The 12,636-nt window shown below is 74.2% G+C and carries 12 protein-coding genes and 1 tRNA gene; 9 read left to right on the top strand and 4 right to left on the bottom strand.

Features of this window, described 5'->3' with window-relative positions:
* The first annotated feature begins 27 nt into the window (after positions 1-27).
* The gene (locus HEP81_RS24810; protein ID WP_037651912.1) at positions 28-543 is read left to right on the top strand and encodes a hypothetical protein; all 516 of its coding nucleotides are present in this window, start codon (positions 28-30) and stop codon (positions 541-543) included.
* A 16-nt stretch (positions 544-559) separates the two neighbouring features.
* On the opposite strand, the gene HEP81_RS24805 is transcribed toward HEP81_RS24810, so the two are convergent.
* Complete coding sequence (locus HEP81_RS24805; RefSeq protein WP_037651565.1) at positions 560-1,429, bottom strand: spermidine synthase; 870 nt, start codon at positions 1,427-1,429, stop codon at positions 560-562.
* A gap of 34 nt (positions 1,430-1,463) precedes the next feature.
* Positions 1,464-1,871, bottom strand: a complete 408-nt coding sequence (locus HEP81_RS24800; protein WP_051849868.1) for a hypothetical protein — start codon at positions 1,869-1,871, stop codon at positions 1,464-1,466.
* Between the two features lie 266 nt (positions 1,872-2,137).
* Here HEP81_RS24800 and HEP81_RS24795 point away from each other — a divergent pair, with 266 nt between their 5' ends.
* Positions 2,138-3,619 (top strand): NsdA family TPR-like regulatory protein, encoded by a 1,482-nt coding sequence (locus HEP81_RS24795; RefSeq protein ID WP_106979835.1) that lies wholly within the window; start codon positions 2,138-2,140, stop codon positions 3,617-3,619.
* A 73-nt stretch (positions 3,620-3,692) separates the two neighbouring features.
* Here the strand turns inward: HEP81_RS24795 and HEP81_RS24790 are convergent, their stop codons facing one another.
* Positions 3,693-4,289, bottom strand: a complete 597-nt coding sequence (locus tag HEP81_RS24790) for a histidine phosphatase family protein (protein ID WP_037651559.1) — start codon at positions 4,287-4,289, stop codon at positions 3,693-3,695.
* Between the two features lie 238 nt (positions 4,290-4,527).
* On the opposite strand from HEP81_RS24790, the gene HEP81_RS24785 reads away from it, so the two are divergent.
* The 7 genes from HEP81_RS24785 (at position 4,528) to HEP81_RS24755 (ending at position 11,059) form a co-directional block, all read left to right on the top strand.
* Complete coding sequence (locus HEP81_RS24785) at positions 4,528-5,460, top strand: phosphatase PAP2 family protein (RefSeq protein ID WP_037651910.1); 933 nt, start codon at positions 4,528-4,530, stop codon at positions 5,458-5,460.
* Positions 5,357-6,553, top strand: a complete 1,197-nt coding sequence (locus HEP81_RS24780) for a hypothetical protein (protein WP_078967139.1) — start codon at positions 5,357-5,359, stop codon at positions 6,551-6,553. Before HEP81_RS24785 ends, HEP81_RS24780 begins: the two co-directional genes overlap by 104 nt.
* Entirely contained in the window at positions 6,544-8,133 is a 1,590-nt protein-coding gene (locus tag HEP81_RS24775) for a hypothetical protein (RefSeq protein ID WP_037651556.1), read from the top strand. The genes HEP81_RS24780 and HEP81_RS24775 overlap by 10 nt, the downstream gene beginning before the upstream one ends.
* A complete protein-coding gene (locus HEP81_RS24770) occupies positions 8,130-9,467 on the top strand; it encodes an AAA domain-containing protein (RefSeq protein WP_037651555.1) in 1,338 nt (445 codons plus the stop codon). The genes HEP81_RS24775 and HEP81_RS24770 overlap by 4 nt, the downstream gene beginning before the upstream one ends.
* A 492-nt stretch (positions 9,468-9,959) precedes the next feature.
* Complete coding sequence (locus tag HEP81_RS24765) at positions 9,960-10,328, top strand: hypothetical protein (RefSeq protein ID WP_037651553.1); 369 nt, start codon at positions 9,960-9,962, stop codon at positions 10,326-10,328.
* Between the two features lie 124 nt (positions 10,329-10,452).
* Positions 10,453-10,995: a hypothetical protein gene (locus tag HEP81_RS24760; RefSeq protein WP_063755185.1), complete on the top strand. Its 543-nt coding sequence runs from the start codon at positions 10,453-10,455 to the stop codon at positions 10,993-10,995.
* A tRNA-Lys gene (locus HEP81_RS24755) sits at positions 10,986-11,059 on the top strand. The genes HEP81_RS24760 and HEP81_RS24755 overlap by 10 nt, the downstream gene beginning before the upstream one ends.
* A gap of 90 nt (positions 11,060-11,149) precedes the next feature.
* On the opposite strand, the gene HEP81_RS24750 is transcribed toward HEP81_RS24755, so the two are convergent.
* Entirely contained in the window at positions 11,150-12,409 is a 1,260-nt protein-coding gene (locus HEP81_RS24750) for a M6 family metalloprotease domain-containing protein (RefSeq protein WP_037651551.1), read from the bottom strand.
* Between the last annotated feature and the right edge of the window lie 227 nt (positions 12,410-12,636).

Raw genomic sequence — 12,636 nt, 5'->3', positions numbered from 1 at the left:
TGTGACCGGTGGGGCAGGATGGACGCGATGCGCAGAGGACTCGTACACGTACTGGCCTGGCTGCTCGCGACGGGCGCGGCGGTCACGCTGTCGTGGTGGGGCGTGCACACGGTGATGGCGGGGACGGCGTACGCCCCGCCGCGCGCGCTGCCCGTCGTGGGCGCGGGCTCCCCGACGACAAGGGCGACCTCGGCCACGGCCCCGGTCGCGCCGTCGCCTCACCGGCCGTCCCGATCCCACCCCGCGTCCCCGTCCGCCTCCCCCTCCCCCACGGCGACCGTCCGCCGCTCCCCGGGCCCCTCCTCCTCGCCTACCCCCTCCGGCAAGGTCAAGGCGTACGACACCGACGGCGGCCACGCGGTGTTCGAGCTGGGCGCGGCCGATGCCACGCTCGTCTCGGCGACGCCGGGGACCGGCTGGTCGATGCAGGTGTGGAAGACGGCGACGTGGATCCGGGTGGAGTTCAGCCGGGGCACGGACCGGGTGTCGGTGTTCTGCACCTGGCACGACGGCCCGCCGCACGTGGAGATCGGCACCTACTGAGGCGGCACACCGGTGCTCAGCGGAACACCGAGGGCGGCGGGGCCGGGGAGTCCACGGCCGCCGCGTCCGTCACCGGCTGCGCGCCGCCGGTGAAGTCGGTGAGCCGGCGGCCGTGTTCGACCCGGGCGGTGTGCGGGTCGGAGGCGGCGCGCCGGGTGAGTTCGGACAGCGGCAGCGGCAGGTCGGAGGCGACCAGGATCGCGTTGCCGAAGCGTTTGCCGCGCAGTACGGCCGGGTCGGCGATCAGCGCGAGTTCGGCGAACCGGGCGGCCGCGGTGGCGATCTGGCCGCGCAGATGGGCGAGCGGCGGCCCGTCGGCGAGGTTGGCGGCGTAGATCCCGGACGGTTTCAGGGCGCGGCGCACCTCGTCGAGGAACTCGGTGGAGGTGAGGTGGGCGGGGGTGCGGGCGCCGCTGAAGACATCGGCGACGATCAGATCGGCCCAGCCGTCGGGCACCTTGCCGAGTCCCGCACGGGCGTCCGCCGAGCGCACCCGGATCCGGGCGTTCGGATCCAACGGCAGCTCCCGCCGGACCAGCTGCACAAGGCTCGCGTCCCGCTCCACGACCTGCTGGGTGGACCGGGGCCGGGTGGCGGCGACATAGCGGGCGAGGGTGAAGGCGCCGCCGCCCAGATGGACGGCGTGCACGGGCTTGCCCGGCGGCGCGGCGAGATCGATGACATGGCCGAGGCGGCGCTGGTACTCGAAGGAGAGATACCCGGGGTCGTCCAGGTCGACATGCGACTGGGGCGCCCCGTCGATCAGCAGCGTCCAGGCCCGGCTCCGGTCCGGGTCGGGGACGAGCCGCGCGAGACCGCCGTCGACTGCTTCCTCTACGGCGGCGGTGGCGGCCGCTGCCCGCCGCGGGTTCCTTGACCTGCCCATCCGGCTATTTTCTCAGGTCCCCGCGGTAAACGTTTCAGCAGCATTTGTCGGCGGCCTCGATCAGGCGCGCAGCCTCGCCGAGGGCCTCGCGCAGGACGGCCGGGTCGGTGGCGAGGTCGGCGTCGTCACCGGGGGGCAGCAGCCAGTCGGCGCCCGCGACCGGGGGTTCCGGGGCGAGGCGCAGACCGCGCCCGTTGGTCTCCGTGCAGGTGCTGCCCGGCACGTCCCAGCCGGCCGCGGTGCCCGCGGGCACCAGGAAGCCGAGGGTGTCCCGGTCGTCGTCGTGCAGCACCGGCCCGACCGCGTCCGCGGCTCCGCGCCGCAGGATGTCGACCGCTTCCAGGCCCTGCCGGGCCGGTACGGTCACCAGGTCGCACACCGTGTCGCCCGGGGCGGGCGGCGACGGCGAGGTACACGGTTCACTGCTCTGGCTGGTCTCCATGCCCGCCTCCACCACACAGCACTGTCGCGGTCAACACGTTCAACGCGCCATCCTGTCAACGGCTACGGCACAAGTGCGCCGCAAAGGATGGCACTTCATGGCAGATCACGGATGAGATATCCGCTTTTGTGGCCAAACCCGGCGTGGCGGGACCCTCACAGCCGGTACGTTCTTGCTCGCCGGAACCAGGGCACCACTCGGGCGCCACGTCCCGAACCCGCCCCGGTACCGGCATGGTTCGACGGTTCGCACGAGAGGACCCGGCCATGGCGTCGTCTACCGTGACCTCGTCACAGCCCGAACGGCCACCCCGGCCGAACCTCGCCTTCCGGCGGCTGCGCGGCCGGCGCTCACCGGCCGAGTTCGCGGCGCTGGTGCGGCGGGCGGCGCGGGAGATCGGTGAGCGGGTGAGCTGTGACGCGCGCTACGTCGGGCGGGTCGAGGCGGGTGAGATCCGCTGCCCGAACTACGCCTACGAGCGGGTGTTCCTGCACATGTTCCCCGGTCGTACGCTCGCCGACCTCGGCTTCGCGCCCCGCTCGTCCGTCCGCGGCCGCGCGGCGCGTACGGCCCCGCGGGCGCTCGGCGCGGGCGGGGCGCGGGAGGTCGTCGCCGGGTACCCGGGCGAGCCGCAGGACCAGCATCACGCGCACGACCCGTATGACCCGCACGAGGTGTGCGACCCCCAGGGGCCGTACCCGTACGACCATCCGAACCACGAGGAGAGCGACGTGCTGCGTCGCGCATTCATGACCGGCGGGGCCACCGTGGCCGCCGCCGCGCTGGGCCCGCTGGGGCTCACCCCCCACACCGTGCCCGCCCCCCGCCGCTCGCGCCGGCCCGGGAGCACCGAGGCGACGGCCCTGGAGGAGGCGGTCCGCCGGATCCGGCTGCTGGACGACCGGCACGGCGCGGACGGCCTCTACCGGCGCGCGGCGGCTCCCCTGCGCGCGGCGTACGCGCTGCTGGACGCGGGCGCCACCCGGCAGTCCACCGTCGAGCGGCTGCACACGGGCGCAGGTGAACTCGCCATCTCCGTGGGCTGGCTGGCGCACGACTCCGGCCGCTTCGACGACGCGCGCTCGCACTACGCGGAGGCGCTGGCCACGGCCCGGATGACCGGGGACGAGGGGCTGGAGGCGCACGCCTTCTGCAACACCGCGTTCCTGGCGCGGGACGCGGGGCGGCCCCGGGAGGCGGTGCGCGCCGCGCAGGCCGCGCAGCGGGCGGCCCGGCCGCTCGGCTCCGACCGGCTGAACTCCCTGCTCGCGCTGCGCGAGGCGGGGGGCTGGGCGGGGCTGGCCGACCGCACCGGCTGCGCGCGGGCGCTCGCCCGGGCGCAGGCCCTGTTCGCGCGGGGGCGCTCCGGGGCCGACCCCGAGTGGATGAGCTTCTACGGCGAGGCCGAGCTGGAGGGGCTGGAGGCGCAGTGCTGGTCCATGCTGGGCGACTGGCCGCGGGCCTCCCGGCACGCCCAGCGGGCTGCGGACCTCCAGGACCCCCATTTCACCCGGAACATCGCCCTGTACACGGCGGAGCTCGCCGACGACCTCGCCCGCGAGGGCCGTCCCGACGAAGCGGCGGAGGCGGGGATGCGGGTCCTGTCGCTGCTGGACCAGGTGCAGTCGTCCCGTATCCAGACGATGCTGGCCGGGACGGCGCGGGTGCTGCTGCCGCATCGACGGGCGGCGGGGGTCTCGGACTTCCTCGACCGGCACAAGGCGTATCCGAGGATCGCGGGGGCGTAGCCGTGCGCGGCGCGCCCACGCGGCGGAGCCGCAGATCGAACACAGCCCCGCGCCCCTTCGGGGCGCTTCCGGCTCAGCCCGCCAAGTGGCCCACGTCGTTCCAGCTCTCCAGTGCCGGTTCGCCGTACGCCCAGCCCAGGATCGACAGCGAGGTCGGGTTGAGACGGATGCGGGCCGCGAAGTCCAGGGGGAAGCCCAGCCAGCGTGCGGCCAAGGAGCGCAGGATGTGGCCGTGGGCGAAGAGGAGGACGTCGCGGTCGGCGGCGCGGGCCCAGGTGACGACCTCGTCCGCGCGGGCGGTGACCTCGGCGACGCTCTCCCCTTCGGGGACGCCGTCGCGCCAGATCAGCCAGCCGGGGCGGACCGCCTGGATCTCCGCCGGGGTCAGGCCCTCGTACGCGCCGTAGTCCCACTCCAGCAGCGCGTCCCAGGGCTCGGCCCGCTCCCCGAACCCGGCCAGCGCGCAGGTCTCCGCGGCGCGCACGAGGGGGCTGGTGCGGACCTCCACACCGGGCAGCCCGTCCAGCGGCGCCCGGTGCAGGCGTTCCCCGAGCAGCTTCGCGCCGTGCCGGCCCTCCTCCAGGAGCGGCACATCGGTCCTGCCGGTGTGCTTGCCGGACAGCGACCAAGCCGTCTGTCCGTGCCGGGCCAGCAGGATGCGCGGTGCCATGGGGGACCTTTCCGGGAGACGGACGCCCAGGAGACGTCACAGGAACAACAAGAGTCGGCCCCTCCATCATCGCTCACACCCTCAGGGGCAACCCCGCGCCCGGTCTCGGCGTCTTTGTGGGCCGGGGCCGTCCACAGCTGACGACTCCGGAGCGCCCACGGGGGCAGGAGATGGACACCGTAAAGTGGCACGGTCGCCCGCCGGGGCGGCCGTACCGCAGAAGGGGGAGGGCGATCGGATGGCGCAGACCGAGACACCGGGCACCGAGGTGGCGCCCCGCACCCGGTTGCGCTGGTGGACCGAACTGCCGCTTCTCCTGCTGGTCTACGGCTGCTACTCGGCCGGCCGCCTCCTGGTGCGCGGCGACGTCGACGACGCCGTGGACCACGGACTGGCGCTGCTGCGCGCCGAGAAGCTGCTCCACCTGAACGCCGAGCACCCCCTCAACCGCCTGTTCACCCGCGAGCCCTGGATCGGGATACCCGCGGACTTCTGGTACGCCTCGCTGCACTACCTGGTCACGCCCGCGATCCTGATCTGGCTGTTCCACAACCGCGCCGAGCACTACCGGCGGGCCCGCGCCTGGCTGATGACGTCCACGTTCATCGGACTGATCGGCTTCACCCTGGTGCCGACCTGCCCGCCCCGGCTGCTCGCCGCGAACGAGGGCTTCGTGGACACCATGGCCCACTACAGCTCGTACGGCTGGTGGGGCGGCGACGCCAGCGCCCCGCGCGGCCTGGGCGGCATGACCAACCAGTACGCGGCGATGCCGAGCCTGCACGTCGGCTGGGCGCTGTGGTGCGGGCTGATGCTGTGGCGGCACGGCGGCACCCGGCTCACCAAGGTGCTGGCCGTGCTCTATCCGCTGGGCACCGCGCTGGTCGTCATGGGCACCGCCAACCACTACCTCCTGGACGCGCTCGCCGGCATCGCCGTGATGGGCGTCGGCCACCTGCTCGCGCCGCGTGTGCTGCGGGCCGCCGACCTGGTCCGGGCCCGGCTGTTCAAGGGCTTTGGAGCCGGGAGTTCCCCGATTGTCAGTGGCGGATGCCAGACTTCCGCGGGTGAGCGAATTCCACGGCAGCGCGAGTCGCGGCCCGGCACCGGAGCCGAGCCGGACCCCTCCCCCACGGACGCGGGCGACGAGGCTCCGGCACCGGCTCGCTGAGCTGCGCGGCGCCGACGTACCGGCGAAGGCCCTGGACGCGCGCGCCCTCGCGGCGCTGGCCGCCAACCCCGGGTGCCGCAGACGGGCGATCCTGGACGGCGCCGGGGTGGACAAGGCCAAGCTGGCGAGCGCGCTGGGGGCGCCCTCCGGCTTCGGCCAGTCGCAGTTCGCGCTGACCCGGGGCAACGCGTTCGAGGCGAAGGTGAAGGCCGACGGCGGCGCCGAGCTGCTGCGCCTCGCGCACACCCGGCTCGACCCGGGCGCCGAGCCCCCGGAAGCCGCCGCGGTGCCCGACCTGACCGCCCAGGGCCCCGAGGGCCGTACGGCGCGTACGGCACTCGCGCTGCGCGAGGCCACCCGCACGGGCGGCTGGACGCTGCTCGACCACCCGATGCTCGCCCTGGACGTGGCGGGCTCGCTCGCGTTCCTGGAGCCGGACGCGGTGGTGGTGCACCCGGACGGCAGCTGGTCCGTGGTGGAGATCAAGTCCTTCCCGATGCTGGACGGCTCGGCGGACCCGGCGAAGGTGGGCGCCGCCGCCCGGCAGGCCGCGGTGTACGTGCTCGCCCTGGAGGACGTCGCCGCCCGCCTCGACCCGGCGCCGCGGGTGCGCCACCGGGTGCTGCTGGTGTGCCCCAAGGACTTCTCGAACCTGCCGGCCGGCTCCGCGGTCGACGTGCGCAAGCAGCGGGCGGTCACCGCGCGGCAGCTCGCCCGGCTCACCCGGATCGAGGAGATCGCCGACGCGCTGCCCGAGGGCACCTGTTTCGCGCCCGACCGGGACACCGAGGAGCTGACCGCCGCGGTGGCGGCGGTCCCGGCGACGTACGCGCCGGACTGCCTGTCCACCTGCGAACTGGCCTTCCACTGCCGGGAGCGGGCCCGCGCGGCCGGCGCGGTCACCCGTCTCGGCCGCCCGCTGCGCGCCGAACTGGGCGGCCTGACCACGGTCGAGGACGTCCTCGCGGCGGCCCGCGGCGAGCTGGGCGACCCGGACGATCCGGCGGTCGCGGCCCTGCGCAGGGCGGCGGCCCTGCGCGCGGAGGCGCTCCAGGAGGCCCGGGCGCGGGAGGTGGCGGCCGTATGTCGCTGATCGACACCCTCGCCCGGCTGGAGGCCGTCGGCAGCGGGCGGGCCCAGCCCCTCGCGACGGTGCGGCACCGGCATCTCTCCGCCCGTCCCCTGGTGTTCGTGCCGCTCACCACCGCGGGCGAGGCCGGCGCCCCGCTCGGCGCGCTGGTCGGCACCGACCGGGACGCGCCCCGGCTGCTGGTCGTGCCGCAGCCCCGGGACCGCGATCTGCGCTTTACGTTCCTCGCCGAGCTGGCCGACGTGATCCTGCCGTACATCGACTCCTACGCCACCGAGGTGGAGGCCGCCGAGCGCACCGAGACCGACCCGGAGACCGGCAAGCGGGTCAAGGTCGAGACGGAGCTGTGCGCGGACGCGCCCCAGCTGATCGTGCCGAGCCGGGCGGGCCTGGCGTTCGTCCGGCTGCTGGGCCGCTCCATGCGGTTCCGCCGCACCGCCGAACAGGACCCGGAGGCGCCCTATCCGGCGCCGCCCCGGGTGCCGCTGCTCGGACGCTGGCTGACCCACTACGGGGAGCGGTCCCGGGTCCCCGGCTCCGCGCTGCTGCTCGCCCTCACCGATGTGCTCTCCCGGCACTGGGCGAGCGGCCAGTCGGGCCTGGAGGACCAGCATCTGGGCGCGCTGCTGGCCTGGCTCGACCCCCCGGCGGGCAGCAGCGGCGCCGAGGCCGCGCGGGCCGCCGAGCTGGACCGGGACCCGGCCGGGCAGCTGCGGTGCCCGCCCGCCGGACCCGCCACCGACCCGGCGTTCGACAACAAGCTGCTGGCCCCGGCGATCGAGCGGTACGACCGGGCGCGCACCGCCCTCGCCGCCGCCGAGGACCCGTTGGAGGCCGACGACCGGCTGGCCGCGCTCACCCGGGCCGAGCGGGAGATCCGCGAGCTGATCGAGAGCCAGGCCCGGCCCACCTGGGACGCGGTGTGGCGGGGCCTGGACCTGCTGCGGGCGCTGCCGGAGGGCGGGCGGGCCGAGGAGCGCTGGGTCCGGGACCGCTGGTCGTTCACCGGGCACCGGGACCGGGTGCTGGCCGGGGAGCCGCCGCAGCCGCGCCGGGACGACGCGGTGACGGCGGCGAACAAACTGGCCACCCGGGAGCGGGAGCAGGCCCGTCTGGAGGCGCAGGAGGCGCTGGACGATCCGCTGGTGATGGCGGGGCGGCGGCTGGCCGGTGAGGCGTTCGCGGGCGAGGTGATCGAGGTCGTCATGGCGTACAGCGAGGGCAGGCGGCCGAGCCCGCGCCCGCTGGTGACGGTCCGCACCGACGACCGGCCGCGGCCGGCGGAGCGGGCGAAGGTGTACCGCTCGCTGGGCGGCCGCCCGCAGTCGGCGGAGTTCGTGGAGCAGGCGGCCGAGGACGTGGTCGTGCTGCGGATCCTCGACAAGATGGGCCGCGGCAAGGAGCCGGAGCCGGGTTCGGTGCCGGAGAAGGGCGACCGGGTCTGCTTCACCCTCTTCGAGCACGAGCAGCGCGGCGGGGCGAAGCTGCCCGAGCCGGAGGAGACCCCGTGGACGCACGGCGGACCGCCCGACGAGGCCGTGGCGGAGGCCGCCGATCCGATCACCGAGGAGGATGTGCTGTGACGACCGTCGACGTCGACCCCGGGGCCGCCGCCGCCCGCGCCACGGACGCGATCCTCCGCGACACGCTGGCCGCCACCGAGCGGGGCGTGGTGGTCGACTCGCCGCCCGGCGCGGGCAAGTCGACCCTGGTGGTGCGGGCGGCGCTCGAACTCGCGGACGCGGGACGCCCGTTGATGGTGGTGGCGCAGACCAACGCCCAGGTGGACGACCTGGTGCTGCGCCTCGCCGAGAAGAACCCCGAGCTGCCGGTGGGCCGGCTGCACAGCAGCGACGCCGAGGCGTACGACAAGGCGCTGGACGAGCTGCCCCAGGTGCGTACGTCGGCGAAGGCGGCGGACCTCGCCGGGCTGCCGGTGGTGCTGTCCACGGCGGCGAAGTGGGCGCATGTGAAGGTGGACGAGCCCTGGCGGCACGCGATCGTGGACGAGGCGTACCAGATGCGCTCGGACTCGCTGCTCGCGGTGGCCGGCCTGTTCGAGCGGGCGCTGTTCGTGGGTGACCCCGGCCAGCTGGACCCGTTCGCGATCGTCGGCAGCGAGCAGTGGGCGGGGCTGTCGTACGACCCCTCGGTGTCCGCCGTCACCACGCTGCTCGCCCACAACCCCGGGCTGCCGCAGCACCGGTTGCCGGTCTCCTGGCGGCTGCCCGCGTCCGCGGCGCCCCTGGTCTCGGACGCGTTCTACCCGTACACCCCGTTCCGCAGCGGCACCGGGCCCGGTGACCGCCGGCTCGCCTTCGCCGTGCCCTCGGACGGCTCGGGCCCCGACCGGGTGATCGACGAGGCCGCCGCCACCGGCTGGGGCCTGCTGGAGCTGCCCGCCCGGCACACTCCGCGCACGGACCCGGAGGCGGTGCGCGCGGTGGCCGCGGTGGTGCGCCGCCTGCTGGACCGGGGCGGCGCGGCGGTGTCCGAGCGCTCCCCCGACCCGGCCCCCCTGACCGCCGCCCGGATCGCCGTCGGCACCGCCCATCGCGACCAGGCGGCCGCGGTCCGCTCCGCGCTGGCCGACCTGGGCGTCTTCGAGGTGACGGTCGACACGGCGAACCGGCTCCAGGGCCGCGAGTACGACATCACGGTCGTCCTGCACCCGCTCTCCGGCCGCCCCGACGCCACCGCCTTCCACCTGGAGACCGGCCGCCTGTGCGTCCTCGCCTCCCGGCACCGGCACGCCTGCATCGTGGTCTGCCGCGAGGGCGTGAGCGACCTCCTGGACGACTACCCCTCCACGGAACCGGTCCAACTGGGCACCCTGGTCAAGTTTCCGGACGGCTGGGAGGCGAACCACGCGGTCCTGGCGCACTTGGCGGAACACCGCGTGCGCTGGCGACCGTGACCGACACCCCGGAGCCCCCTGCCCCCCGCCGGACGGAGTCCGGCACGCCGCCGCAGGCGGCCGATGAAACAGCCCGGACGGCTGGGAGGCCAACCACGCGGTCCTGGCGCACTTGGCGGAACACCGCGTGCGCTGGCGACCGTGACCGACACCCCGGAGCCCCCTGCCCCCCCGCCGGACGGAGTCCGGCACGCCGCCGCAGGCGGCCGATGAAACAGCCCGGACGGCTGGGAGGCGAACCACACGGTCCTGGCGCACTTGGCAGAACACCGCGTGCCGACGCCCCGGAGCCATGGCAGCCGACACCACCGCAGTTACCCAGGGGCGCGGGGAACTGCGCGACCAGCCACGGCGAACCCGCGGAACACGACGGCGGGCGGGCGCGACGGTCCCGGCGCGGCAGCGCCCTTGCGCACGCGCGAGACAATGGACGATGGCCCGGCAGACCCGCGGGGTCCGGTTGTCAGAGCCGTACGAGGAGGAGATGAAGACATGGCGGAGCCCACGCCGCGTCGGAACGAACCGCGGCTACGCCCCGCGCCCCTGATCTTCGAGCCCGCGGAAGCGGCCGCCGATCCCGAGCACTTCTTCCAGCTGGAGTCCATCGAGGATCCCCGGGCGCTGCTGTGCCGGGCGACGGAGCTGACCCAGGCGTTCCGCGCCGCCGCCGACCGTGCCGTGGAGTTCCAGGCCATCGCCGCGGCACAGCTCGCCGATCCGCGCCGGTTCGACCGGCTGACCACCGCCGACATCGCCGAGCGCGCGGAGTGGACCGAGGACTATGCCAAGAGGATGGTCGAGTTCGGCCGGGATCTGATGCGCGGGAACAGCGAGGGCCGTACCACCGCCGATCCCGTGTGATAACCCGACGTGACCCTCACCTGGCATATGCCAGGCGGGCAAGATACTCCTCTCCCCCACCCCTTGTCCCGGTTTTCCGCAACTCAGCAGAACCGGTTGTTCACTGCCGGTAGACCTGATCGGCATGAGCGGTACTCCGAACGTCACCCGCGTCACCTCCGACGGCGCCGCCTGGCTCGCCTCGGCCGGGCCGTACCCGCGGCGCGCGCCCGCCCCGGCCGTCCTGCCCTGCGGCACCGTCTTCGACGTGGTGAGCGCCCCGGCCGTCTTCGGACGCCGGATGCTGGACCGGCTCTGGGACAACGGCCCCGGCTCAGGCCCGGTCGCGATGTCCCGTGGCCGGATGCTGCTGTTCTGCGCCCCCGGCACCGCCCACCGGCTGCCCTCGCTGCTGGCCTGGGAGGAATGGGGCTCGCACCGGGCGGCGGCCGTACCGCCCCTGCTGTGCCACGGCACCGGCGACGCGGTGACCGTCCCCGCGCCGGACGGCGACCCCTCGGCCGACCCCCGCTGGCTGGTCGCCCCGGACGCGCGTCACCCCTGGCTACCGGGCCCGGAGGTGCTGCTGTGGGCGGCGGTGCGGGCGGCCAGGGCGGCGGTGCGGATATCGATTTTTCCTCCCCCGGATCAGGATGCTAAGGTCTACGACGTCAGCAGGCGCCGCTAGCTCAGTTGGTTAGAGCAGCTGACTCTTAATCAGCGGGTCCGGGGTTCGAGTCCCTGGCGGCGCACGCGATGGTGATGGCGAGTTCTGACCGTAGAAACACGGTCCGGACTCGCCATCGCTGTTTCTGCGCGGCTTCACCGCGCGAGGTGAGGGGTCAGCCCCTGATCCGCTGCGTGATCCGCACCGTCCACGCCCCGGCAGCCGTCCTGTCCTCCACCTCGACCTTCACATCCTCCCCCGGCACGGTGAAGCTCTCCCCCAGGGCGACCGGGGCGTCGGCCAGGGGCGGGTAGACGGAGTCGTCGGGACAGGCCGAGGTGTGCGGGTGGGCGTCGACCACCTCGATGGGGCCACCGCCCGACTCGGCACCGCTGCGCACCCGGTAGACGAGGATGCCCTCACGGCAGGTGGCTCGGTCATTGCCGGCGGCGACACGGGCCTCGAAGGCGAGGGCGCTGTCCGGACCGGTGCGCACCACCGCCAGCTTCACCCCGTCGCCGAGCCCGAAGGCGGGCGCCCCGCCGGTGCCCTGGACGGGGATGCCCGGCCCCGCGGCGAGGGGTTCCAGGGTGATCCGGGTCGGACCCGCGCCGCGTACACACATCACCTGGCGCGGATCCAGCCACCCCAGCCGCCACTTGTGCCAGGCGAACAGATCGGGGGAGAGCCCGAACTGGCTGCCCATCAGGTCCCAGTCGCCGACGTACGTGTCCCAGTCACCCTTGCCGTCGGCCGGGCGGTGGTAGAGGTCGGGCAGATCGAAGACATGCCCGCTCTCATGGGCGAGAACCAGCCGATCCGGCGGATGCTTCTCGAACACCGTGACGACCCGCCGCACATCCGTGCCGTCCACATGGAGGGGCGTATCGAGGTTGACGACTTTGGTGGCGTCGGAGTCCACGCCGGGCGCGTCCGGATCGGCGACGAGGTACACGACCTGGTAGCGGGAGAAATCCACCACCTTGTCGGCCACTTTGAAGGCGTCGTTCAGATATGCGGCCCGGTCCTCGGCGGCCCAGTCCCGCCGCATGGCGTACGCCGTCGAAGGACGGGGCATACGCAGCCAGTGCGTCAGTGGATGCGGGCGAACGGTGAATCTGCCGTAGGAGACCTGCTCGAAGTAGCGGCTGGTCTGCGGGAAGTGGTCGGCGGTCAGTTCCGCCGGGGTGGCGCGCGGGGTGCCGTCCGGGAAGGACAGGAAGATCATCACCGCGTCAAGCGCCCGGATGGGGCGCGTGTAGTCGGAGTCCCAGGTGTCGACGCCCTCGGAGTGGTGGGCCTCGGTGCGATGCAGCGCACACGGGGCGGTGGAGAAGGGCTCGGCGACCGACGGGCCGGTGAAGATCGAGGTCGCGGCCAGCGCCGACAGCGTGGTGCACACGGCGGCGGTGCTGCGCAGCAGGGGCACGGACATGACCTCCGGACGCGGTTCGACAGACCCGCACCCAGGTTGCTATGTTTCGCCACTTAATGCCCTTTTTGTCTGCACCAGAAGGGTGAGCGCTCCCCATTTGGGCGCCCGGCGCACTACGGCGCTCGACACCCCCGATTCACTCACGGAACGTCACAACTGGTCGAGGGGCTCAATAACCCGTCCAGGTGCGGGCAGAAACGATCTGTCAGAAAGTCTGTCCGGTCCGG

The sequence above is a fragment of the Streptomyces griseofuscus genome (genome assembly GCF_014673495.1).
GTDB classification, from domain to species: domain Bacteria; phylum Actinomycetota; class Actinomycetes; order Streptomycetales; family Streptomycetaceae; genus Streptomyces; species Streptomyces murinus.
This window is presented reverse-complemented; position numbering and strand designations above follow the sequence as displayed.